Here is a 25,233-nt window from a genome sequence, read left to right on the forward strand (position 1 = left end):
TTAACCTATGATTAATAATACATCTTATGTGGTTTGCTTCGGGGAAGTTCTTTGGGACATTTTTCCCGAAGGTTCTAAAGCGGGTGGCGCGCCATTCAATGCTGCATACAATATTCATAAAATGGGTATTGATGCCAAAATGCTCAGCAGAATTGGGAATGATGAATTGGGAAAAAAACTTCTTGATCAAATTAAAGAGTGGGGCATCACCACCAATTATATCCAGCGTGATGAGAAACATGACACGAGTACGGTGATTGCTAAAATAGACGAGCATAATGAAGCTTCCTATGAAATCATCAATCATGTTGCCTGGGATTATATTGAATTGCTTGATGAACATAAAAGATTGGTTTCCAATGCTGAAGCTTTTGTTTTCGGAAGCCTTGCTGCAAGAAACCCAAAGACCAGGGAAACACTTCTGAAATTATTGGAATATGCTAAGCTTAAAATATTCGATGTGAACTTCAGGCCACCATTTATTGATATTGAGCTCATTAAAACTCTTCTTCACAAAGCTGATATTGTTAAAATGAATAAAGCCGAAATGCGCCAGATTATGATGTTCCTGGGTGAAGAATATAAAAGCGAAGACGAAAGTGCAGCTTTTATCCAGCAGCATTTTAAGATCAACGAAATTGTGCTGACTAAAGGAAGCAAGGGAGCAAGGTATTTTGTCGGTAATCAAAATTACGGATTTACAGCAGTTCCTGTCACCATTGCGGATACGGTGGGAAGTGGAGACGCTTTTCTTTCTGGCTTTATTTCTAAAAGAATTAAAAATGAAAAGCCGGAAGACATCATGAAGCAGGCTGTTTCTTTAGGAGGGTTTATCACCTCAAAATCAGGAGCTTGCCCGGATTATGAATATTCTGAATTTGAAAATTTCAGAGATTTAAAATAAAATATAATTTAAAATTTAACGTAAAAACACACTTATGAATTCAGTAAAATTTACGGAGAGAAAGTATATTGTTGTACTTTCATTTGTTATCTCCTTGTTTTTCTTTTGGGCAATTGCGCTTACGATGGGAGATGTTCTGAATAAACATTTTCAGAACGTTCTTCATATCTCAAAATCACAGTCGGGTCTGGTACAGCTTTCTATTTTCGGAGCCTATGCTTTGATGGGGATTCCTGCGGGGCTTTTCATGAAAAAGTTTGGTTATAAAATGGGAGTTATCCTGGGGCTGACTTTATTTGCAGGCGGATGTTTTTTGTTTGTTCCTGCGGCCAATATGGCATCGTTTGATTTCTTTAGGATTGCACTTTTCATCCTTGCATTGGGTATGGCAACCTTAGAAACGGTAGCACACCCTTTTGTAGCATCGCTTGGTGATGAAAGAACAAGTGACCAGAGGGTAAACTTTGCTCAGTCTTTCAATGGATTAGGTGCTATTGTAGGGCCTTTGCTGGGGGGATTTTTCATCTTTAGCGGAGCAGGAGAAGATCAGTCTTTAGATTCAGTTAAAAGCCTTTACACATGGATCGGAATTGTTGTGTTGGTTTTAGCCATCATTTTTTCCTTCATTAAAGTTCCGGAACTTAAAGATCCACATGCAGAAGAAATAGAAATTCTTGAGCACGCAACAGGAGAAGACCATCATCATGACAAGGTAGATTCCGGGGCTCCTCTCTGGAAGCAGAGACATTTCATCTTTGCGGTAGTTGCACAGTTTTTCAATATTGCAGCACAGGGCGGTACTTGGGCGTTCTTCATCAATTACGGTGTGGAAAAAATGCATCTGGAAGAAAGCCAGGCATCCTATTATTTTTCCTTAAGTATGGCTATGATGATGATCGGAAGGTTTATCGGGACATTCTTAATGAGATATATTGCTCCCAACAAAGTGCTTGCTATTTTCACTACTTGCAACATTATACTTTGCCTAATCATTTCTCAAAGCTTCGGTTGGGTTTCTTTTATTAGTTTAATTATGCTTAATCTATTCTTAAGTGTAATGTATCCTACAATTTTCAGTCTTGGCTTAAAAAAATTAGGCGGAAAGGTTCAACAGGCGTCTTCTTTCCTTGTAATGGCTATGTTCGGTGGTGCATTCTTCACACCGATTATGGGTAAAATTGCTGAAACAGATGTAGCTCACGCATATTTGTTACCGATTATCTGCTATGTAATTATTGTCTTATTTGCTTTAAAACTATACAAACCAAAAACCTTAAAGTAAACGATGAAAAATATTATATTAAAAGGCTGTTTTTTGATGCTAATCATCTTCAGCCAAAAGAGTTATGCACAGATTACAATTACCAATAAAAAGTTTTCATTCGGAACTACGGGAAGGATAGGAGCTGCTTATTCACCCAATGCAGACAGTAGAACAGGACGCCAATTAAACTTGAATAATCAGGGTTCTCTGGGTGGAAGAATGGATCAGGGAGATTATGTGGATTTTTTACCATCGTTTCATTTTACACCTGTAGTAGGAGACAGTGCAAAAAAAACACAGATAGACATGCAGGCGAGACTAAGTTTCTATTCTGGTGGTACATTTCTCGGAAATGTAGATTCAAAATCTAATCAGGGAGTTATTGTTGCCTTACCTGAAGCTTTTGTTGAAGCCAGAAATATTATGGGAAGTGATTGGGATGTATGGGCAGGTTCCAGATGGCTAAGATATAATGATGTTCATATTGCAGATTATTTTTATTTTGATGATCATTCGGCGACAGGTTGGGGAATACGTCATAAAAACACAAGATTTTCTATGTTCTTTCCGGCTGCTATTGATACGCTTGCCAGCAATTCAACGCCATATTCTTATACAAATATTATCAGCGGAGCAAAAAACCTGATCTACAGACAAAGGGAAGTTTTCGTACTAGAGCATACAATCCCTTTCAAAAACGATGAGCACAAATTAAAATTGCTGGCAGAGTTTCATACAGTAGCCAAATCCGGGAAACATTCTGTAGAGAATTATCCTTCAGATAACGGCTGGGTATTGGGAGCGAAATTAAATTCAAACTTAAAAACTAGATTGCCGGGTTCATTTAATCAGATCTCTTTACGTTATGGCTCAGGAATTGCCAACGGAGGAGATGCCGGGAATACTCAGACATGGCGTACATACGGTGCTCCGGATGAAGTGACAAATACGTATAAAGGCGCCTATTCATTAACAGCCGTTGAACATATTTTACTAAACTTATCCAACAGGTGGTCTTTAAATGCATATGCCGTTTACACCCAGAGTAAAGGTGGTGCCAGCAGCGATAACAAAGCAATTGACTACTATAAAAGAGAAATTTTCAATAAAAAATCTGAATTTAATACGGGAATCAGAGCTACCTATTATTTCAACAACTGGTTCCACATCCTTTCAGAGTTGCATTATGCCCAAAGAAAAGACGGAAATCAGGATCCTGCTTCTATGGTAAAGCTTGTTTTGGCTCCAACAATTGTTCCTACAGCAGAAAGAAGTGTCTGGGCGAGACCTCACATCAGGCTTATTGCAGAAGTTTCAAGGTATAATGATCAGGCTATGAACAGCCTTTATTCACCTTTCCTGCAGCAATCGGGAGCGAAAAGATTCGGAACTTATTTTGGAGTAAGAACTGAGTGGTGGGTATTTTAACAATATAAGAATTAAAAATGAATATAAAATTTGGTACGTCCTTACTGTCATGGATTACACCGGTCTGGAACCCTGAAGCCGGAAAGTATGCCATAGAAAAAACGGCAAAGGCTGGTTTTGATTTAATCGAAATATTGCTTCCTTCTTCAATGGAATTTAATGCTAAAGAAGTAAAGACTCAGCTTAAAAATAATAATCTTGAAGCAGTTTGTTCTTTAAATCTTCCTAAAGAAGCCCATATTGCATTTCATCCTAAAGTCGCAGAAAATTTAATGAAGCAAGCCGTTGATACAACTTCAGCATTGGAAACGAATTTCTTAGGCGGGGTTCTTCACGGAGGAATCGGTGTTTTTTCGGGAAATCCTTTAACAGAAAATGAAGCGGAAATAATAGTGGAAGTATGGAGTAATGTGTCAGATTATGCTAAAGAAAAGGGCGTAAATATAGGAATAGAACCTATCAACAGGTACGAAACATATGTTTGCAACACCGCAGAAAATGTACTGGATTTAATCTCAAAAACAGGAAAAAACAATCTTTTTCTGCATCTAGACACTTTCCATATGAATATCGAGGAAAATAATTTTTATGATCCGGTAATACTGGCAGGAAACAGATTAAAGCATATCCACATGACAGAATCTCATCGCGGGATGCTTGGGGAAGGCAACGTAAACTGGGAGGATCTTTTTAAAGCATTAAAAGAAATTAATTTTGAAGGAAATCTAGTGCTGGAAAACTTTTCATCATCTGTTCCGGGAATGCAGCAGATGGTTTCTTTATGGCAAAAATCTCCTTATGATGCAGAAGAGCTGGCTTTGGGCAGCCTTGAGTTTATGAGAAAATATATTTAATTCAACCTAAAAACACAATGATAAAGTCTTTCCTTAGTTGGGAAGGCTTTTTATTTAAATATCCACGGAATAGCCGAAAGACCAGATTTGTTTACTAACTTTGCAGCTCGTAATATAATTTTTATGCACAAAGCGGGATTTGTAAATATAGTTGGGAAACCAAATGCCGGAAAATCTACCCTTCTGAACCAGCTGATGGGTGAGAAACTGGCTATTGTAACCCAAAAAGCGCAGACTACAAGACACAGAATTTTTGGAATTTATAATGAAGAAGACTTGCAGATCGTATTTTCTGACACACCGGGTGTTTTGGATCCGAAGTATGGCTTACAGGAAAAAATGATGGATTTTGTAAAGGATTCTTTACAAGATGCAGATGTTTTCCTTTTCATCGTGGATGTTACTGATAAAGCCGAACCTTCGGATTTTTTAATTGATAAATTGAATAAAATCCCCGTTCCTGTACTGCTTTTGCTCAACAAAGTAGACCAGACTGACCAGGCCGGGCTTGAAAAGCTGGTAGAAGAGTGGCATAACAGGATTCCAAAGGCTGAAATCCTTCCTATTTCTGCATTGAATGCTTTTAATACTGAAATTATCTTGCCGAAAATTAAATCATTACTTCCGGAAAATCCGCCATATTATGATAAAGATCAGTTTACAGACAAACCGGAAAGATTTTTCGTAAATGAAACCATTCGTGAGAAAATTTTACTGAATTATGATAAAGAAATTCCGTATTCCGTAGAAGTGGTAACAGAGCAGTTTAAAGAAAAAGAAGGAATTATTTTCATTGATTCTATTATTTATGTGGAAAGAGATACGCAAAAAGGAATTTTAATAGGACATAAAGGCGAGGCCATCAAAAAAGTAGGTACAGAGGCAAGACTGGACCTTGAAAAATTCTTTGCTAAAAAAATACACCTCAATTTATTCGTAAAAGTGAAAAAAGACTGGCGAAAAAATGACAGGGATCTGAAAAATTTCGGATACAGGTAACTAAAAAAGCTCTTAGACATTGTTCTATAGAAAATATGCGCCAAAATGAAAGAAGTAAAATTCAGGAATGCTAATCCCGAAGACCTCGAAAAAATTGTGGAAATCTACAATTCAACCATCCCGTCAAGAATGGTAACCGCTGATACAGAGCCTGTTTCTGTAGAAAGCAGGAAAAAATGGTTTGCAGAACACAATTCGCAGACGCGCCCGCTTTGGATAGTCGAAGATATTCAAAATAAAATTTTGGGCTGGGTAAGTTTTTCTTCATTTTATGGCCGACCAGCCTACAACGGAACAGCGGAATTGAGCATTTATATAGATGAAAACTGCCGTGGGAAAGGTTATGGCAAGAAAATTATTCAATATTGTATTGATAATGCGGAAAACTTTGGCGTAAAAACATTATTAGGTTTTATTTTTTTACATAATGAACCAAGCCTGAAGCTTTTCAGATATTTCGGATTTGAAGACTGGGGCGTTTTTCCTGACGTTGCAGTTCTGGATGGGGTGGAACGAACGTTGGTGATATTGGGAAAAAGGGTAAGTTAGTCATTGCGAGGAGCGAAGTGACGGAGCTAACCTTTATACATAAAATGAAATATCTTGTACTTTTTTCAGGAGCTATTTCCCGCTTTTCGCACTCGCTATTTTCTAGGGTTTCGGCGGGCCTCCGGCCCGCCGAAACCCTAGAAAATGAGCTCAAACAAATGCTGCAATTGGGGCTAGGATGGCAGGACTGATCGCTTCGAGTGCCTCAGCCATCACAGAATAGCAGTCTTTCTGATCAATATTCAACTGAATTCATAGTTTTAAATTTCCCTCCTTTGATGGGTGGATTACTTTCAAAAACAAAAAAACGACCTAAAAACGGTGCTTTTTTATTATATTTTCTGCTTAATTCTTTTCGCAGACATATTCAGGAACCGTTTGACAAGCATCACTGCAGAAGCTGTTAAACCTAATCCTAAGGCAATCCACATTCCGAAAGCGCCCATATTCAGTGTGACACAAAAGAAATAGCCTAAAGGAATCGTAATAACCCAATAGGCAATAAATGTGTAAATAGAAGGTATTTTCACATCCTGCAGCCCTCTTAGCATTCCCAAAGCCGTTACCTGAATACCATCTGAAAGCTGAAATAATGCAGCAATAATTAACAGTTTTGATGCTAATACAATTACCTCAATCTCTTCCTTCTTTGTAAAAAATGTTGGAAGGATATTTCTTCCTAAAATGAAGATAATTCCACAAATCGTCATGAAAATAAAGGCTATTTTCAGGTTATTAATCCCTACTTTTCTTAGCTCAATAAAGTTCTGTTCACCAAGTTTTCTGCCAATCATTACTGTTGAGGCTACACTGAAACCAATACATAAATTAAAGGTAAAAGAAGCCATACTTAATGCGATCTGGTGAGAAGCAATGTCGTGGGCAGAAATTAATCCGCAGATGAATGCTGCACCCGCAAACGCGGTAACTTCAAAAAACATTTGTAAAGCTGTAGGAAAACCTAGTCTCACCATTTTTTCAAACATCTCTTTCGTGAAAACTTGAATTTTTAGGGAGAAATCTTTAATATATTGTCTGGTTTTTTTCTCATTCAGAAGAACAAAATAAAGGAAAACAACCATGAAAATTCTTGCAATAAGGCTGGCCAGGGCAGAACCCTTCACTCCCATAGGAGGAATTCCGAAAAGTCCTTTAATGAAAACATAATTTAAAACAATATTAATTAAATTCGCAATAATGGTAGCTTTAGTAACCCCAATCGTATAAGAAAGTCCCTCTGAAACCTCTCTTAATGTCTGAAACATCATGAAGGGAACTATACTGATCGCCATAATAGTCAAAAAAGAAACTGTATCCGGAATAATTTTTTCTGGCTGCCCTGAATGGTAAAGGAGAGGCATGCCTAAGAATAATATCCCCATCAAAATTATCCCCACTGATATGTTAATGACAAACCCATGACTGAATACTGAATTGATGGTTTGATAATCTTTTTTAGAATGCGCCTCAGAAACGAGTGGGGGAATGGCAAAAGAAAATCCCAGCGCCAGAACAAACATCGAAAAGAATACGGCATTTCCCAAAGATACGGAAGCCAGGGCATCTGCTCCTAATAATTTTCCCACAATAATGTTATCAAATAAGTTCACCGAAACCTGCCCTACTTGTGTCAGCATTACAGGAAGGGCCAGAGTGAGGCATTCTTTTGTATAGTTTTTATTTAAAAAGCTCATAGTTTATCATTAATTTATTAAAAAAAATTGCAGTAACATTATGATACTGCAATTTTTATATTTTTAAGTAATAATTATATTACTTCCTTACAAAACTTGCAACGTCTTCAGCAGAAACAGTGTTTCCTCCTAAAATAATTAATCTTTCGACAACGTTTCTTAACTCCCTGATATTTCCTGTCCAAGAAAGTGCTTTTAAAGCATCAACAGCTTTATCATTAAATTTTTTAGCAGCGGTTCCATGTTCATCAGCAATCATACCTGCAAAATGCTCTACCAACAATTTGATATCTTCTTTTCTCTCATCCAATGGTGGTACATAAATCTCTATTACAGAAAGCCTATGGTAAAGATCTTCCCTGAATCTTCCGGCTTCAATTTCTTTCTGCATATTTTTATTGGTTGCTGCAAGTACCCTTACATCAACTTTTATTTCTTTGTCGCTTCCTACAGGAGAAACTTTACTTTCCTGAAGCGCCCTCAACACTTTTGCCTGTGCAATGAGGCTCATATCACCGATCTCATCCAGGAAAATCGTACCTCCGTTAGCCTGTTCGAATTTTCCCTGCTTATCTTTAATAGCTCCTGTAAATGAACCTTTTACGTGTCCGAAAAGTTCAGATTCAATAAGCTCTGAAGGTATTGCTGCACAGTTTACCTCTATCATTGGCCCCTTTGCACGTTCACTTTGATTATGGATGGCATGTGCTACCAATTCTTTTCCTGCTCCGTTTGGACCTGTAATCAGTACCCTTGCGTCGGAAGCAGCCACCTTCTCAATCATCTCCTGAATCTTTTGCAAACTTGCTGATTCACCGATCATTTGATACTTTTTGCTTACTTTTTTCTTTAAGGTTTTATTTTCAGTCTGAAGATTTTTATTTTCTTTTTTCAATGTTTCTTTTACTAAAGCATTTTTAACGCTTGTAATCAATCTGTTGATATCAATAGGCTTAGAAATGAAGTCATATGCACCTTCCTTTAGACAGGATACCGCAGAATCTATATCAGCGTGCCCCGAAATCATGATAAAAGTTGTTTCCGGCTTTAATGTAAGGCTCTGTTTCAGAAGCTCGGTTCCAGAAAGCTTAGGCATTTTTATATCAGAGATCACGAGCGCGAAGTCTTCTTTTTCTACCTGTTTATAACCTTCAAGGCCATCTTCGGCAATAATAAATTCATAGTCAGTAAGTTCATCAGAAAGAATACTTTGAAGTACTCCTGAAATTGCTTTTTCGTCTTCTACAATAAGGATTTTTTGCATAGTTGCAAATTTAGATTTTTTGATTGAATTATTAGCAAAAACTATACCTAAAGATACTATTGGGAATAATCTCTTCTGCCGAAAATAGCTGAACCGACTCTTACGGAATTGGCACCGCAGCTAATGGCAATCAGGAAATCGTCACTCATTCCCATTGATAATGTTTCCAGTGATTTTACTTTATTTAATTCATCAAAAATTGTTTTTAAGGTTAAAAATTCCTTTCTGACCTGTTCTTTATTGTCTGTAAACGTTGCCATTCCCATCAATCCTGTAATTTCAATACTAGGAAATTCCCCGTCCACATATTTCTTAAACAGGCTTTCTGCATCAGGAATGTTCAGCCCGAATTTCGTATCCTCTTCCGCAATTTTTACCTGCAGCAGCACTTTAATTTTCCTGTTGTGTTTTATAGCTTCTTTATTGATCTCGAATAAAAGCTTTTCAGAATCAACACTTTGAATGGTTTCTACGAATTCTGCAATATATTTTACTTTGTTAGTTTGTAGATGCCCAATTAAATGCCATTGAATATCTTTAGGAAGCTGAGGATATTTTTCCATCATTTCTTGAACTTTGTTTTCTCCAAAAACTCTTTGTCCCAAATCATAAACCTCCTGAATGACAGAAACCGGATGTGTTTTTGAAACTGCTACCAGCTGCACATCTGCCGGAAGCTGGCTTTTTATATGATTATAATTTTCCTGAATGCTCATACCTGCAAATTTCTGAATTTTAATTTAAAACTTCATTAATCTTCGGATATTCTGATATTTTTCTAAAAACAAAACGGTTGCTTTTTTGTAGTTTTTCAATAAATAAATCCAGTTCATTTACAGAATCTGCATCCCTTAAATATTGATCATGAGTAAGAAAAACAAGATGTCTAGAAGTTTTTTCCAAATCATTAAAAAATATGCTGTCTACTTTTTTCAGCATTTCTTCATGCTTTCCTTTCAGAATCATTTTATTGGTTGGCTTCCATTCAAGATCCCAACCGATTAGCTTGTAACCCGCCTGTTTAAGCTTATCTGCCGCTGCGGTTGAACTTTTCAGATCAGTTACTGTGATATTATTCAGTCTCCATATATTTCTTCCGGTAGTTCTGGCGATTTTATCATATAGTTTCAAACTGTCTTTTGCTGTGTCAAAATCCTGAACAACAGCCATCGGATTTTTGTAAAAATCTGTGTATTTATTATGAGCATGGGTAAAACTGTGATTTGCCAGTTCCACCAACTGATCTTTTCTTAATAATTCTAAATCTTCTTGTTGCTTTTTACTTCCGTAGGCGTGTTTTCCTACAAGAAAAGCGGTTGCACAAATATTTCTTTTGTGCAGAATTTTCAGAAGATTTTCAGTTCCCCGATTCGGACCATCATCGAAAGTAAGGTAGATTACTCGTTTATCTAGAGAAACGTTTTCATCATCGAGTTTGGGGTCAATTTTTGCGACGGGATGGTCTTTTGAAATCATCTTTTCAGATTCTTTCTTTTCTTTTTTTTGATTGCAGCTGTTGAATAAAATTGAAGTTGCACACACCAATGCAAGCATCCCAAGAAAAGTCTTGTTTCGAGACTTTTCCGCAAAAGTTTTTCTCATAAAATTGCAGGAATTTAAATTGTTAAATATTGTTAATTTTTACAAATTATTCTTAACAAAATCTATGCCGATACCTACCTGAAAATTTATTTTAAAGCATATTTTAATACTAATAAATTGATGGGCGATTTACTTCAGGATTTTCTTTAAATACAATGAATTATTAATAGCTGCATTTCCCCATGTATTGTTGAAAAATATAAATGATTTCCTATTTTTTTCTTTAATTTTTTCAGCCAACTGATCAAGAAAATCTTTACTATATTCAGATTTATAAAGAATGGGTTTACCATGAAGCCTGTAATATAGAATATCTGGGTTATTAACTATGACAGTTTCCGGTAAAGCTCCGGGGAAAGTCACTCCAGAGAAAACAATATTCTTTTCTTTTAATATTGTAAGTATTTCATCTTCCCACCACGATTGATGCCGGAATTCAATGACATTTAAATAATTAAAATCAAGATTACCAAGTATTAAATTAACATTTTCCGGGGTATTCTTAAATAAAGGAGGAAACTGATACAGAAAACCGGAAAGCTTTTCTTTTATATTGGATTGAATATGATCGCAGAATTCGGAAATTTCTTCTTTACAATCTTTTAAACGTTTTTCGTGCGAGATTGCTTTTGGAATTTTAATGAAAAATTTAAAGTCTTCGGGAGTTTCATCAGACCATTTTAAAAGTGTCTTTTTTGTCGGTTTTCTATAAAATGTGGAGTTAATCTCAACGCAGTTATATTCTTGGGAGTACAGGGTAAGAAAGTCTTTACTTTTTGCGTCTTCAGGATACAATGAGCCTTTCCAGTCATTATTGTAAAACCCTGAACATCCGATGTAAAGATTTTCTTTTTCCATACTGCTATTTTTTTACTCTCACAGATTTAGCGGATGTTTGCACCTATTTTAAGAAACATATCTACTAAATCTGAGAGAATATTAAAGTTATTTAATATCCAAATCAACCGAATTTAATCGCAGAGAATTTAAAATCACAGATAAAGAACTGAAGCTCATGGCCGCAGCTGCAATCATAGGTGATAATAAGATTCCAAAAAATGGATACAATAATCCTGCCGCAATAGGAACTCCCAGCACATTATAAATAAAAGCAAAAAACAAATTTTCCTTAATATTTTTCAAAAGCTTCTCGCTTAGCAACCTGGCTTTGGCAACACCTAGAATATCTCCTTTCAATAAAGTGATTTCTGCACTTTCAATGGCGACATCCGTGCCGGTTCCCATGGCAATCCCGATGTTTGCTTGGGCAAGGGCAGGAGAGTCGTTGATCCCGTCGCCGGTCATGGCCACGATTTTTCCCTGCTGCTGAATTTTTTTCACTTCATTTAATTTATCTTCAGGATGGCAGTTTGCTTTATAATGCCTGATACCCAGCTCGTCTGCAACGGCTTTTGCAGTAATTTCATTGTCTCCGGTCATCATGATTACTTCAATGCCTTCATTCAATAACTGCTGAACTGCTTTTTTAGAGCTTTCCTTGATTTTATCTGTAAAGCTGATGAATCCCAGCACCTCATTTTCCTGAGCAATATACGATATGGTATGCGCTTTTGACTGTACTTCAAGGGCCTTTTGCTTCAGATTTTCAGGAATGGTAATTTGATTATTCATCAATAAGCTTTCATTTCCCAGATAAATTATTTTTCCGCCTGAAATTCCCTTTACACCTTTACCTGAAATATTTTCAAAGTTTTCAATTTTTTCCGGCAAAATATTTTTGTCTTTTGCTTTTTTGATCACCGCATCTGATAACGGATGTTCTGAATTCTGATTTAATGAATAGGCTAGTTTTAACAATAAATTTTCATTGCTATTTACAGCTTCAATATGTTCTACAGATGGTTTCCCTTCAGTTAAAGTACCTGTTTTGTCGGTAATTAAAACATTTACTTTATTCATTTGTTCAAGAGCTTCAGCGTTTTTAATAAGAATCCCGTTTTTGGCCCCTTTGCCAATCCCCACCATCAGTGACATCGGCGTTGCCAGACCTAAAGTACACGGACAGGCAACAATAAGCACTGCAACGGCATTAACAAACGCAAACAGGCTTTTTTTCCCTTCCGGGCCAAAAAACTGCCATAAAACAAAGGTTAGAACTGCTATTAAAATAACAGCCGGGACAAAAACCCTGGAGACTCTATCGGTTAATTTTTGAATCGGGGCCTTGCTTCTGCTGGCTTCGTTGACCATTTTTATGACTTGAGAAAGTAGTGTTTCGTCGCCTACTTTTTCAGCCTTCATAATAAACACCTGATTCCCGTTGATGGTTCCCGAAGAAACTTTATCATTGATGTTTTTTTCTACCGGAATGGGCTCACCGGTGATCATACTTTCATCGATGTAAGAATTTCCTTCCGTGATTTTTCCGTCAACCGGAATTTTCTCACCTGGTTTTACTTTTAATAAATCCCCGATTTTTACCTGAGAAAGCAATACCTTTTTTTCTTCACCATTAATCATTAAATTGGCTTCGTCAGGTGAAAGATTCATTAATTCACGGATAGCATTGCCTGTTTTTTTATGAGCTGCGGCTTCCATAAGCTGCCCTAAAATCACCAGCGTTAAGATCACGCAAACCGCCTCAAAATATAATGGTATCTCATGATTATGCCCCCGGATTTCGTACGGAATAACATCCGGAAAAATGAGAGCCACAATACTGAAAGTAAATGCTGCTGCTACCCCTAACGCGATGAGACTGAACATGTTTAAGTTCCGTGTTTTAAAGGAAAACCAGCCTCTTTTCATCAGGAACCAGCCTGAGTAAAATAAAACAGGGAGCGTTAAAACCAATTCAGTAACGCCCTGAATTTGATGTGAAAAAGGAAAATCAATAAACATTCCCCCCATCGAAAGAATAAAAACCGGGATGGTGAATAATAAAGAAATAATGAATTTTCTTTTTAAAATATTATATGTTTTATCATCATCATCATCTTTACCGGGTATTCTGACTAAATCCATTCCGCAAATAGGGCAGCTTCCCGGTTCATTACGTATAATTTCCGGGTGCATTGGGCAGGTATATTTTACGGTCTTCTTTTCAGGGTATTTTACGAGATCCATTCCACAGACGAAGCATCCTACATTGCTGTCATATACTTTATCACCTTCACAAAACATGGGACAATAGTATTTTCCTGCCATTTCATCTGTTACTTTTGCGGCTTCATGATGATGACTGTGACCATGTTTATGGGAATGATGATGTGAATGTGCCGATTTTTTTACTAAATCTTCGGTAATTTCTTCCAAATGCATATGACATACAGGGCAATCACCCTTTTCGTCATAGATTTTACTGCCTTCACAGAACATCGGACAGTAATATTTTCCGATATGATTTTTGAAATTTTCAGGAAGGTTTGTTTTGGAATAAATCGGTTTAAAATTTGGATCTTTTGCTTGTTTTTCCTCGATCGGGACCAGGTACATATTGCAGACCGGACATCTTTTGCCCTGCTGAAAATACACTTTATCACCTTCGCATTCCATCGGGCAATAATAAACAGAAGATGGCGAAACTCTGTCCTGGGGTTTTATGAAAGCTTTTTCAGGATTTTCGGGGTCTTCCAGCTTATAATTTCCAATTTCTTCCAGCGCTTTATTTAAGGTATTGAAATCTATTTCTTTTTCGGAAATAATGGTTGCCATACTATTTCCAAGATTAATTTCAGCTTTGATCCCATCAATACTGTTCAGCTTTTCAGAGATTTTTTTCTGGCAGCCGGAGCAGGTCATTCCTAGTATTTTATATTGCTTTTCCATGATCCTTTTAATTTATTGTACAAATTTCCAAAACGAAATTGGAAGGTTGTTATAAATTTAAGGATAATGTTTATAGAATTTTGTTTGAGTCGTTGTATTGAAGGGTTTTAGAGTTTGAGAATTTTAATGTTATATTTTTATCTCGCGGATTTAGCATATTACGCAGATGTTTTCGTATACTTTTAGTACTCTTAAATTACAAAATCTGCTAAATCCGCGAGACTTTAGTCTTAGACAAGATCTAAAGGTTTACGATTGTGTACTTTTAATTTCTTAAATTCTGTAGGGGTGAAGCCTGTGCTGCTTCTAAACTGTGATGATAGATGCTGAACGCTTTTATATCCGAGCTTTCCGGCAATTTCCGTAAGGGTAAATTCATTATAAAGCAGCAGTTCTTTTACTTTTTCGATTTTCTGAAGGATAAAAAACTGTTCAAGCGTAACATTTTCATTTTGTGAAAACGTTTTGGAAAGGAAGCTGTAATCTTTGTGAAGGTTTGAAACTAAAAATTCTGACAAAAGGAAATTTTCATCAATATCCAGCTCACTGATTTTTATAATAATTAAGCTTTTAATTTTCTCAATAAGCTGGTGCGCAGAATTTTTTATTCGTTCAAAACCGGCCTCCCGTAACCGATTTTCTATCAACAGCAGCTGTTTTTCTGAAATTTCAGATGGTGTTTCCACCTCGCCGAGATTAATATTTTTGATTTTAACTTTAAATTCGTTAAAAATAGACGAAACTACCGCAATACACCTGTTGCAGACCATATTTTTTATGAAAATCTTCATAGTCCATTCTGCTTAAGACGGTCTATTACAAATTCCACTTTTGTTTTTCCGTGAGGAGCAGGGTTTCCTTCTTCATCTAGGTTTACCATGACAATTTTATCGACTGTGATGATGGTCTGGTGCGTCATTTTATTCCTTACCTCACAGGCAAGCGTGAGGGATGTAGACCCAAATTTAACCACTTCAATCCCAATTTCAATAATATCGCCCTGTTTTGCAGAGCTTACGAAATTAATTTCGGAAATAAATTTTGTGACCACTTTTGTATTTTCCAATTGAATAATGGCATATAGTGCTGCTTCTTCGTCGATCCACTGTAGCAATCTTCCTCCGAAAAGAGAATGATTGGGGTTCAGGTCTTCGGGTTTAACCCATTTTCTGGTGTGATAGTTCATCTTTGATAATTTTCTTTACAAATCTAGTGTTAAAAACTGGCTTTAGAAAAGAAATTGGATTTAGTTATCAAAAGAGAATTATTTATTTTCTCAATTATTTACTTTTGGATCAAATAGCCTTTCCTTTTGTGACAAAACTGTCATTTACAAATTGTTGATATCCATTGTTTTACAAAAGATAAATTGCAACTTTTTCATTTTCATTATGATGAATTCCAAGGCAGTACCTTTTCGCCAGGGAGAGCATCTGATGCAGACTGACCTTTTGAGAAAAACTTATCTGCTTTTTCATTTTCCGAAATATCATTTTTAAGGGCATAACAATTAAAAATAAGATTATCAGAAGTATATTTATATGGATTTTTTACAATCTGTTTGAATGGGAGATTCGCTAATGTCTTTCTTTTTTTTCAGCAGAAATCTGTGACCGCGAGACGGGAAAATCTTGTGCAACTTCGATAAAAATATTGATGTAATTGATGGTATATCTTTTCATAATCCAATAAAGTTATTTAAATATAAGTTTTTCATTGTAAAATCTGATTATTCATACTTTGTAAAATCGGTTCATTCTTATTATTTGTTATTGATAATTATAGTTTTAATAATTATTCATGATTATTTAATAAACAATTAATACTTTTTAACAAAATAAAAAATTCGATGAAAAATTTATTAAAATATTTTTTAAAAAACCTTTGAAATGAAATTATTAATCGTATATTGCATGCGTCTATATTTGGAATCAATATTTGTTCATTTACTTTATGTTGTTTTTCTTTTATATACCAAATCATTTTTAACATTTTTAATTTTTTAACTCAGATGAACATTTTTGTTTCAAACATCAATTACGCAACTAAAGATTATGAGTTGCAGGATCTATTTTCAGAATTTGGAGAAGTTTCTTCAGTAAAAATCATTACGGATAAAGAAACTGGCCGCTCAAGAGGTTTCGGTTTTATCGAAATGGAAGACTCTGAAGGACAGCAGGCTATTGAAGCTCTTAACCAAAAAGAATTCAACGGAAAAACTCTTAACGTATCAGAAGCTAAACCAAGAGAAGAAAAGCCAAGAAGAACTTTTAGTAACAACGGCGGTGGAAACAGAGGCGGTGGAGGTTACGGAGGTAACAACAGAGGTGGTGGCAGCTATGGCGGCGGCGGAGGCTACAGTGGTGGCGGTAACGGCGGAAAACGTTGGTAAAAATATAAGCGGCTTTTTAGCCGCTTTTTTTATACAAAACTAATGTAAACTTTATCTATAATTAGTATCTTAGATTGAGAAACAGCTGGCATTTGGCACAATTTTAGAAAACTTCTAACCAATCAAAATCAATTATAATGAGAAGACATTTATTAGCAGTAATAATGATGTTTTGTGGAGTACTTTTAAATGCACAAAACATTTTTGCCGGCCAGAATCTTCAGCCGGACAAAAAATACTGGTCAGACAACGGACAATATTATCTTGTATTTCAAAGAGACGGCAACTTAGTTTTGTATAATAGATCATCGCGAGCCATCTGGGAAGCAAAGACAATGAACAGAGGGACACAGGCTATTTTCCAGAACGATGGCAATCTTGTAGTATATGCTCCCGGAAACAGGTCTATATTTAGCTCCAATACCAGCGGAAGACGTGCCAACAAACTTGTTGTACAGGATGACGGAAATGTAGTAATTTACAACCGTTCCACACCGCTATGGGCTACCAATACCAATAATAATGATTCTAATAACGGAAACGGAAATGGCTGGGGCTTCCGTGGAGGGAGTGTAAATCCCGGTCACGAATTTTATAAAAGCCAAAAAATTTATTCCGGTGATCGCGGCGTATATCTTGTGCTGCAAAACGACGGCAACCTGATTCTTGCTAGAAGCAACGGGGAGGTAATCTGGGCTGCAGCAACGGATAATAAAGGAAGCAAGGCAGAATTCCAGCAGGATGGGAATTTGGTTGTTTATGATTCTTACAACAGAGCGGTCTGGTCATCAAACAGCAATGGTCGTGGAGCCACGAGGATGGATGTTCAAAATGACGGAAATCTTGTCATCTACAGAGATTCTACACCTATATGGAGCTCAGGAACACGAAAATAATAAGATTACTATAAACAGAAAGAGGCTGTCTCAAAAGTACGCCCTCTCTCGGACTCCTTGTCTGATAAATTTTGTCATTAAGGAGATTCTCTGAGCATTAGTTTACCTTTTGAGATAGACTCCTTTTTTTCATTTTAGCTGATCTTTTTTCTTCTTTTTCTTTTTATCCTTGTTTTTTTTATCTTTCTTAGGATGTAAAATTTCATTGGCATATTCCAGCTTAGGTTCTTTAATTCTTGCCGGTTTTAGTTCGATCTTTAAATCAAGATAGCCTTTTAAATCTTCATTAGAAATAAGTTTTTCATTAAATAAAAACTCCAGAATTTCCTTCCCCGAATCATTAAAAAAATGATGCAAAAGCTCTTTCAGTAAAAATTTTCTGTACTCTTCCAAAGGAATCAGAATGGCATATTTGAAAATCCGGCCTTCTTTTTCTGTGGAAAGATATCCTTTTTCAACCAATATCTTCAGATAGGTAGAAACGGTATTCTGGTGCGGTTTCGGATCAGGATGCTGTTCCATAATATCCTTTAAATAAAAAGAATTTAGCTTCCAGAACAGTCTCATTAAATTTTCTTCTGCAGATGTGAGGTGGCATATTTTCATATCAGATCTTACTATTGAATTGCATATTGCAATATAAGTAAATAAAATATACCACGGAAACAATCAAACCACCAAGCAATACTTCCCTCGGAGTATGCCTTTTTATAATAATTCTTATGGTTCCTACCAAAACGGCAATCATAGCCATACGAATCCCATTTTATTTTATAAAACTACCACAAAAATATTAAAGGCCGTATGCCTCAAATTTTTAATAAAATAATTACTGACCTGTAGGGCAAAAATTAAAATAAACAGCATTACAAAATCCAGCAGCCCGCTTTCAAAATAATGAAAGAGAAAGTAAGTAATCACACAACATGCAATAAAAATGTATAACGTTTTCTTCTGAACCTTATTGAAACATCTATATTGTTATATTTACCGCTTTTAACATTCCATACAATCCATACAATCCAGATAATTCCGGTAAAATAATCATTAATAATATAGGTAGGAAATAAAGGAGCGAGTCTTTTTAAAGAATAAATCTGTTTAAACTTTGTAGATTTTTACTATTGTTTAAATAGGTGACAATAACAATACTCCGATGTTGTAACGGCATCCTTTTGTTTCGCTTCGCTACACAAAAGATATAGTGAAAAGGAGGAAATTGCTCCTAAAAAATTTAAACAAGTTTAATATTTTAAAACACTTATGTAAATGAAAAATATAAATAACAGAGATTAAAGGATTAAAAAATCTGATATCCTTTTTGAGATTTATGTACCAATGAAGGCTGTTTTTCTTCCATGTTCTAGTTTGATAATATAAATATAATACTATAGCTAAAAAAACAATGAGTATAAATACAATAAAAACAAAGTTTTTTTTATAATTTTGCTCAACTATTTCATAATAAATAAGCAAAGGCTAACACATGAAAGAATTTTCTAAAGAGGTATACCTGAAGTGGTATGAAGATATGACAATGTGGAGAAGGTTTGAAGACAAATGCCGTTCTCTTTATCTAAAACAAAAAATCAGAGGTTTTTTACATTTGTACAATGGTCAGGAGGCAATTCCTGCAGGGTTTACGCATGCAATGGATTTAACTAAAGATAGTATGATTACCGCTTACAGATGCCATATCCATCCAATGGCAATGGGAGTAGATCCTAAGAGAATTATGGCAGAACTTTGTGGTAAAGCCACAGGTACATCAGGAGGTATGGGAGGATCTATGCACATTTTCAGTAAAGAACACAGGTTCTACGGAGGTCACGGTATTGTAGGAGGACAAATTCCTTTGGGAGCAGGTATCGCTTTCGCAGATAAATATTTTGACAGAAAGGCTGTAAACATTTGCTTCTTTGGAGACGGTGCGGCTAGACAGGGCTCATTACATGAAACGTTTAACATGGCGATGAACTGGAAGCTTCCTGTAATTTTCGTTGTTGAAAACAACCAATATGCAATGGGTACTTCTGTTAAAAGAACAGCGAACCACGAAGATATCTACAAATTAGGTTTAGGATATGAAATGCCTTGTCTTGCTGTAGATGCAATGGATCCTGAAAAAGTAGCAGAAGCTGCTTACGAAGCTATCGAAAGAGCCAGAAGAGGAGACGGGCCAACTTTCATCGAGGCTAGAACGTACCGTTATAGAGGTCACTCTATGTCTGACGCTGAGCCTTACAGATCTAAAGAAGAAGTTGCAGTTCATAAAAATGATGATCCAATCGAGTTAATCAAACAAAGAATCTTGGCTAACAGCTGGGCTACTGAAGAAGAATTGGAAGCTATGGATAACAAATCCAGAGACTTCGTTGAAGAATGTATCGAATTCATGGAAAACTCTCCATATCCGGATCCTGAGAAAATATATGAGTATGTGTATGCTCAGGAAGATTATCCGTTCTTAGATAAATTAGAAAACTAAAAGATAATAAGTCAATTTGAAAGTTTGAAAATTTGAAAATGATTTATTATCATATCTTTTTTAATTTTCAAATTAACAAATTCCCAAATTTTCAAATTAAAAAAAATTATGGCAGAAGTTATTACAATGCCACGTCTTTCCGATACAATGACGGAAGGTAAAGTGGCTAAATGGCATAAAAAAGTAGGAGATAAAGTAAAGGAAGGTGATATTTTAGCTGAAATTGAAACCGATAAAGCCGTTCAGGATTTCGAATCTGAGATGGAAGGTACTCTTTTATACATAGGTGTAGAAGAAGGCAGTGCCGCTGCTGTAGATTCTGTTTTGGCTATTATCGGTAATGAAGGGGAAGATATTTCTGGTTTAACAGGAGGAGCTGTTGCTTCCAGTACAACTGAAGAGAAAAAAGAAGAGCCTAAAGCAGAAACTAATGCTGCTCCGGTACAAGCTTCGGCTGAAGTTCCTGCAGGAGTAGAAGTGATTACAATGCCTAGACTTTCTGATACAATGACAGAAGGTAAAGTGGCGAAATGGCACAAAAATGTAGGTGATACAGTGAAAGAAGGAGATCTTCTTGCTGAGATCGAAACCGATAAAGCCGTTCAGGATTTCGAATCTGAATTCAACGGAGTATTATTAAAGCAAGGTGTTGAAGAAGGCGGAGCTGCTCCGGTGGATTCAGTTTTAGCAATGATTGGCCCTGCAGGAACAGACGTTTCAGGAGTAGGAGCTGCAAAGCCAGCGGCTGCTTCATCAGAAAAACCTGCTGAACAAAAAGCAGAAGCGAAAACAGAAGAAAAACAATCAACTAACAACCAACAACAATCGGCAACTAGCAATAACGACAGAGTAGCAATTTCTCCATTAGCTAAGAAAATGGCTCAGGATAAAGGTGTTGATATTCATTCTGTACAAGGTTCTGGTGAAAATGGAAGAATTGTTAAAAAAGATATTGAAAATTATCAGCCATCTGCAAAACCAACAGTTCCAGCTCCGGCTGCAAGTCCTGCTGCTCAAGTTGCATTAAACTTTGTACAAGGTGAAGATACAGAAACTCCAAATTCGCAAGTAAGAAACATAATCGCGAAACGCCTTTCTGAAAGTAAATTCTCCGCCCCTCACTATTATCTGATGGTTGAAATCAACATGGATAAAGCAATTGAGGCTAGAAAAGAGATCAATTCTTTACCAGATACCAAAATTTCTTTCAACGATATGATCATTAAAGCGACTGCAATTGCTTTAAGAAAACATCCGCAGGTGAATTCAAGCTGGGCAGGTGACAAGATCATCCACAGAGGAAATATTAACGTTGGGGTTGCAGTAGCTATCCCTGATGGATTGGTAGTTCCGGTATTGAAGAATACAGATCAAATGTCTTACACTCAGATTTCTGCTGCTGTAAAAGACATGGCCGGAAGAGCTAAGAATAAAGGTCTTAAAGCAAACGAAATGGAAGGTTCTACATTCTCAATCTCTAATCTAGGAATGTTTGGGATTGAAACATTTACAAGTATCATTAATCAGCCAAACTCTGCCATCCTTTCGGTAGGAGCAATTATCGAAAAACCGATTGTAAAAGACGGCCAGATAGTAGTTGGAAATACCATGAAGCTTTCATTGGCTTGTGACCACAGAGTGGTAGACGGTGCTACAGGTGCTCAGTTCTTACAAACTTTAAAAACATATTTAGAAAGCCCATTAACTTTGTTACTGTAAATTTCTAAGTTTTGAATAATAAAAACCTCTCAATTTTGGGAGGTTTTTTGTTTTACACTGAAAGAATATCACTAGTCTTCTCAAAAACATAAGATTTCCACTCTGTTTGTCATAGAAATTGGGATGACAAAATTAGTAATAAATGAATTCCTGAGTTGGATATTTGTATCTTTGCCAACGAAAAATGTGAGATAGAATTTTAGAAATTATTGCGAACCTAGTATTTAAAATTCAAATAAAAAAATGACAACAAAGCGGATTTACCACTCACAATTCACTTTAAAAATTTCTCATATTTCAAATCAATTTACTATTTTTGGATTATGATTAAAGCAAGGAATATCCATAAGTCTTATGGAGATTTAGAAGTATTAAAAGGTGTTGATATTCACATAAAAATGGGTGAAGTTGTATCCATTGTAGGAGAGTCCGGAGCGGGAAAATCTACACTTCTGCAGATTCTAGGAACACTGGATCTGCCTACAAATTCCAAACAATATGGTACAGAAATCGCTATAGCCGGCGAATCTTTTATTAATATGAATGATAAGCAGCTTTCTAAATTCCGAAATCAGAATATTGGCTTTGTTTTCCAGTTTCACCAATTACTTCCAGAATTCACAGCATTGGAAAACGTTTTGCTTCCCACAAAAATTGCAGGAACTGGTGAAAAAGAAGCTGAGGAAAAGGCTTATGCTTTGTTTGAGGACTTAAGAATTGAGCAGAGGCTGCATCATAAACCGAATCAGATGTCTGGAGGGGAAGCACAAAGAGTAGCTGTCGCAAGAGCTTTAATCAATTCTCCAAAAATCATATTTGCCGACGAGCCTACAGGAAATCTTGATTCAAAAAACGCTGATGATCTACATAGATTATTCTTTGATTTGAGAGACAAATACAATCAGACTTTTGTAATTGTTACACACAACCCGAATCTTGCTGAAATCACAGACAGAAAACTGGTAATGAAAGATGGAATGATCATCGATTAAATTTCTGCACAAATGATAAAAAAACTCTTTTATTCCTCTTTTTCTCTCTAAAAAATGTCCATTAAATTTTTAGCCGAAGACGACAGACCCAGAGAAAAATTTTTACTGAAAGGCAAGAATTCGTTATCGGATTCTGAATTACTGGCCATTATCATGGGAAGCGGAAGCAGGGACGAAACGGCTGTGGAATTGGCAAGAAGAATCTTAACTTCCGTGAACAACAATTGGCATCAGCTGAGTCTGCTTTCGATTAAAGATTTAATGAAATTTAAAGGAGTAGGAGAAGTAAAGGCGATCTCAATTACAACCGCTTTGGAAATCGGAAGAAGAAGGGCAAGCCAGGAAATCCCGGAAAAGCCTGTTATTTCTAACAGTCATAATGCGTATCAGATTTTCAGGAATCATTTATCAGATTTGAGGACGGAAGAATTCTGGGCTGTTTTCCTCAATCAAAGTAACAGGGTTATTCATTTAGCACAGCTTACACAGGGCGGAATTAACCAATCCATTGTTGATATAAGGGTTTTGTTTAAAACCGCTTTAGACCACTATTCAACCGGAATCGTTATTGCTCACAATCACCCTTCGGGAAACTTGAAGGCGAGCCGCGAAGATATTGAAATTACCCAGAAAATAAAAGAAGCCGGAAAACTTCTGAATATTCAGCTGTTGGATCACCTGATTATCACTCAGAATTCATATTTTAGTTTTTCAGACGACGGATTGCTATGATTAGAAGATTGAAATACAACGAAATTGATTTCGAAAAATATACAGATTGTTTGGAAAATTCTGAGCAGAGAAAGTATTCTGCCACAAAGCTTTTTTTAGACATCACTTCCGACAAGCAATGGGAACTACTGGTTTATGGAGATTATGAGGCTGTGATGCCGGTTGCTTTTATAAAAAGAATAGGAATTAAACTTGTTATCAATCCTAAACTCTGTCAGCAATTGGGAGTTTTTTCAAAGACGGATAATATTGAAATAAATGATCGGTTTTTACAATTTTTTCGAGAAAAATACAATATCTGGTATTATGCTTTTAATGATAGAAATAAATTTTCAGAACCGTTACAACTTCGAAAAAATTTTCTAATTTATCCTGAAAAATATGAAACAGTACGCCAGAAATATTCTCCAAAAAGAAAAAGAAAACTAAGGCTAGACGAAGAGGTTTCCACCCATTCCAAAATCATGGAAACCAAAATAAAAGATGCGGAAACTTTTATATCAGCCAATTTCATAGGAGCCAAAGATAATAACGATAAAGCTCATTTTTTAGAAATATTTACTAACCTGGAAAATTCAGGGCATTTGAAAATCGTAGCTTTTGTTTATAAAGAGAAAATTATTAATACCATTGCCGTGTTTTTTGATGAAAAGACAGTGGCACTTTTAGGCACTTTTAACGATAAAGATTATGTGAAGCTTTCCGGTGCTTCTACTATTATAGATCATGTCATTGCACAGAATATAGCACAGAAAATCTTTGATTTTGAAGGAAGTGAGGTTCCTGCGATTGAAGAATTTTTCAGAGGATTTCGTCCTGAGCTGAAAATGTATCCGGTCATCGCAAATTCTAAAAAAGATGTCATCAGAAAGACTTTAAAATTGTTCTGATTTAATGTTTTTTGCTGACAAACAGCACCGCATTTTTATTAAGTTTTATTGTAAAACCAAAAGGCTCCAGATCTTTGTTCAGGCGTTCTTGGGTGTAGTCTTGATGAATTTCAATAATGATATTTTCTACTTTTTCCAGCCATGAATTGTTTTTTCTTAAAAGCTCAACTTCTCCGCCTTCTATATCGATTTTAAGTAAATTTATTTCATTTAATTTGTATTCTTTCATTAAATTTTCAACGGAAATAGCCTTAATTTCAATGCCGGAGTCAGAAATTCTCTGATTATAAGAAAGTTCTTCACCTCCGAAATTCACCGTTCCGTTTTCAAAATAAATAGCAGCATTCACACATTCAATGTTTTCGAATGAAGATGTATTTTCCTTCAATAAAAGGAAGTTTTCAGGAGAAGCTTCTACGGCAATGATTTTTGCATCCGGATATTTCAGACTCAGATAAATGGAAGTCAGACCGATATGCGCGCCCAGATCAACAATCACTTTTGGTTTGTCCTCAAGAAAATTTAAATGCCGATCATACGTTTTCTTCCAGAATACTTCGTAAAAAATATCAATATCTCCTTTAAAAGTCCTCAGATAAAGAGCAAATTTTCTCTGATTTTTTGTGAAATGATAAACAAAGGTTTCGTCATTGCTCAGATCAAGTTTATTTTGTTTAAATTTTGAACTGTATCTTTTAGAATTAACAATAAAAGCAATAAATGTTTTGATATTACTACTCATTTTACCGTTAAAAGACAGTTTTGATATATAATTTT

Annotated in this window: 24 protein-coding genes; 13 read left to right on the top strand and 11 right to left on the bottom strand. The window is 35.8% G+C overall.

Annotation, left to right across the window (positions count from 1 at the left end; translation table 11 throughout):
* Positions 1-7 precede the first annotated feature (7 nt).
* The 6 genes from BW926_RS00525 (at position 8) to BW926_RS00550 (ending at position 5,998) form a co-directional block, all read left to right on the top strand.
* Positions 8-904 carry a carbohydrate kinase family protein gene (locus BW926_RS00525; RefSeq protein WP_076443440.1) on the top strand — a complete coding sequence of 299 codons (897 nt, stop codon included), beginning with the start codon at positions 8-10 and terminating at the stop codon, positions 902-904.
* A 34-nt stretch (positions 905-938) separates the two neighbouring features.
* Positions 939-2,186, top strand: coding sequence for a sugar MFS transporter (locus BW926_RS00530; RefSeq protein WP_076443441.1), 1,248 nt, complete (start codon positions 939-941; stop codon positions 2,184-2,186).
* Positions 2,187-2,222: 36 nt separating this feature from the next.
* Positions 2,223-3,596 (top strand): carbohydrate porin, encoded by a 1,374-nt coding sequence (locus BW926_RS00535; protein WP_228403366.1) that lies wholly within the window; start codon positions 2,223-2,225, stop codon positions 3,594-3,596.
* Positions 3,597-3,613: 17 nt separating this feature from the next.
* Positions 3,614-4,450, top strand: a complete 837-nt coding sequence (locus tag BW926_RS00540; RefSeq protein ID WP_076443443.1) for a sugar phosphate isomerase/epimerase family protein — start codon at positions 3,614-3,616, stop codon at positions 4,448-4,450.
* 123 nt (positions 4,451-4,573) lie between these two features.
* Positions 4,574-5,449 carry a GTPase Era gene (gene era / locus BW926_RS00545; RefSeq protein ID WP_076443444.1) on the top strand — a complete coding sequence of 292 codons (876 nt, stop codon included), beginning with the start codon at positions 4,574-4,576 and terminating at the stop codon, positions 5,447-5,449.
* Positions 5,450-5,494: 45 nt separating this feature from the next.
* Entirely contained in the window at positions 5,495-5,998 is a 504-nt protein-coding gene (locus BW926_RS00550; protein ID WP_076443445.1) for a GNAT family N-acetyltransferase, read from the top strand.
* A gap of 332 nt (positions 5,999-6,330) precedes the next feature.
* Here BW926_RS00550 and BW926_RS00555 read toward each other — a convergent pair whose 3' ends face one another.
* From BW926_RS00555 to BW926_RS14700, 9 genes are all read right to left on the bottom strand, one after another.
* Complete coding sequence (locus BW926_RS00555) at positions 6,331-7,692, bottom strand: MATE family efflux transporter (RefSeq protein WP_076443446.1); 1,362 nt, start codon at positions 7,690-7,692, stop codon at positions 6,331-6,333.
* 79 nt (positions 7,693-7,771) lie between these two features.
* Complete coding sequence (locus tag BW926_RS00560; protein WP_076443447.1) at positions 7,772-8,956, bottom strand: sigma-54-dependent transcriptional regulator; 1,185 nt, start codon at positions 8,954-8,956, stop codon at positions 7,772-7,774.
* Between the two features lie 56 nt (positions 8,957-9,012).
* A complete protein-coding gene (locus BW926_RS00565; RefSeq protein WP_076443448.1) occupies positions 9,013-9,672 on the bottom strand; it encodes a YggS family pyridoxal phosphate-dependent enzyme in 660 nt (219 codons plus the stop codon).
* Between the two features lie 19 nt (positions 9,673-9,691).
* Positions 9,692-10,558, bottom strand: a complete 867-nt coding sequence (locus tag BW926_RS00570) for a polysaccharide deacetylase family protein (protein WP_076443449.1) — start codon at positions 10,556-10,558, stop codon at positions 9,692-9,694.
* Between the two features lie 129 nt (positions 10,559-10,687).
* Positions 10,688-11,416, bottom strand: a complete 729-nt coding sequence (locus BW926_RS00575; RefSeq protein ID WP_076443450.1) for a DUF72 domain-containing protein — start codon at positions 11,414-11,416, stop codon at positions 10,688-10,690.
* Positions 11,417-11,503: 87 nt separating this feature from the next.
* Positions 11,504-14,347 (bottom strand): heavy metal translocating P-type ATPase, encoded by a 2,844-nt coding sequence (locus BW926_RS00580; RefSeq protein WP_076443451.1) that lies wholly within the window; start codon positions 14,345-14,347, stop codon positions 11,504-11,506.
* Positions 14,348-14,577: 230 nt separating this feature from the next.
* A complete protein-coding gene (locus BW926_RS00585; protein ID WP_076443452.1) occupies positions 14,578-15,138 on the bottom strand; it encodes a helix-turn-helix domain-containing protein in 561 nt (186 codons plus the stop codon).
* Entirely contained in the window at positions 15,135-15,533 is a 399-nt protein-coding gene (locus tag BW926_RS00590) for an acyl-CoA thioesterase (RefSeq protein ID WP_076443453.1), read from the bottom strand. Before BW926_RS00590 ends, BW926_RS00585 begins: the two co-directional genes overlap by 4 nt.
* 203 nt (positions 15,534-15,736) lie before the next feature.
* Positions 15,737-15,904, bottom strand: a complete 168-nt coding sequence (locus BW926_RS14700; RefSeq protein WP_410493235.1) for a DUF6157 family protein — start codon at positions 15,902-15,904, stop codon at positions 15,737-15,739.
* 454 nt (positions 15,905-16,358) lie between these two features.
* Here BW926_RS14700 and BW926_RS00600 point away from each other — a divergent pair, with 454 nt between their 5' ends.
* Both BW926_RS00600 and BW926_RS14305 read left to right on the top strand, forming a co-directional pair.
* A complete protein-coding gene (locus BW926_RS00600; RefSeq protein ID WP_076443455.1) occupies positions 16,359-16,739 on the top strand; it encodes an RNA recognition motif domain-containing protein in 381 nt (126 codons plus the stop codon).
* A gap of 137 nt (positions 16,740-16,876) precedes the next feature.
* Entirely contained in the window at positions 16,877-17,635 is a 759-nt protein-coding gene (locus BW926_RS14305; RefSeq protein ID WP_076443456.1) for a hypothetical protein, read from the top strand.
* Between the two features lie 129 nt (positions 17,636-17,764).
* On the opposite strand, the gene BW926_RS00610 is transcribed toward BW926_RS14305, so the two are convergent.
* Positions 17,765-18,241, bottom strand: a complete 477-nt coding sequence (locus BW926_RS00610) for a BlaI/MecI/CopY family transcriptional regulator (protein ID WP_076443457.1) — start codon at positions 18,239-18,241, stop codon at positions 17,765-17,767.
* An 880-nt stretch (positions 18,242-19,121) separates the two neighbouring features.
* Here BW926_RS00610 and pdhA point away from each other — a divergent pair.
* The 5 genes from pdhA (at position 19,122) to BW926_RS00635 (ending at position 24,456) form a co-directional block, all read left to right on the top strand.
* Positions 19,122-20,123 (top strand): pyruvate dehydrogenase (acetyl-transferring) E1 component subunit alpha, encoded by a 1,002-nt coding sequence (gene pdhA, locus BW926_RS00615; RefSeq protein ID WP_076443458.1) that lies wholly within the window; start codon positions 19,122-19,124, stop codon positions 20,121-20,123.
* 108 nt (positions 20,124-20,231) lie between these two features.
* Complete coding sequence (locus BW926_RS00620) at positions 20,232-21,842, top strand: pyruvate dehydrogenase complex dihydrolipoamide acetyltransferase (protein WP_076443459.1); 1,611 nt, start codon at positions 20,232-20,234, stop codon at positions 21,840-21,842.
* 323 nt (positions 21,843-22,165) lie between these two features.
* Entirely contained in the window at positions 22,166-22,834 is a 669-nt protein-coding gene (locus BW926_RS00625) for an ABC transporter ATP-binding protein (RefSeq protein ID WP_076443460.1), read from the top strand.
* 54 nt (positions 22,835-22,888) lie between these two features.
* Entirely contained in the window at positions 22,889-23,566 is a 678-nt protein-coding gene (gene radC, locus BW926_RS00630; protein WP_076443461.1) for a RadC family protein, read from the top strand.
* Positions 23,563-24,456: a hypothetical protein gene (locus BW926_RS00635; protein ID WP_076443462.1), complete on the top strand. Its 894-nt coding sequence runs from the start codon at positions 23,563-23,565 to the stop codon at positions 24,454-24,456. Before radC ends, BW926_RS00635 begins: the two co-directional genes overlap by 4 nt.
* A gap of 1 nt (position 24,457) precedes the next feature.
* Here the strand turns inward: BW926_RS00635 and BW926_RS00640 are convergent, their stop codons facing one another.
* The gene (locus BW926_RS00640) at positions 24,458-25,198 is read right to left on the bottom strand and encodes an FkbM family methyltransferase (RefSeq protein WP_143756479.1); all 741 of its coding nucleotides are present in this window, start codon (positions 25,196-25,198) and stop codon (positions 24,458-24,460) included.
* Positions 25,199-25,233: the final 35 nt, after the last annotated feature.

It is taken from the genome of Chryseobacterium sp. RU37D (assembly GCF_900156075.1).
In the GTDB taxonomy this organism is placed as follows: Bacteria; Bacteroidota; Bacteroidia; order Flavobacteriales; family Weeksellaceae; genus Chryseobacterium.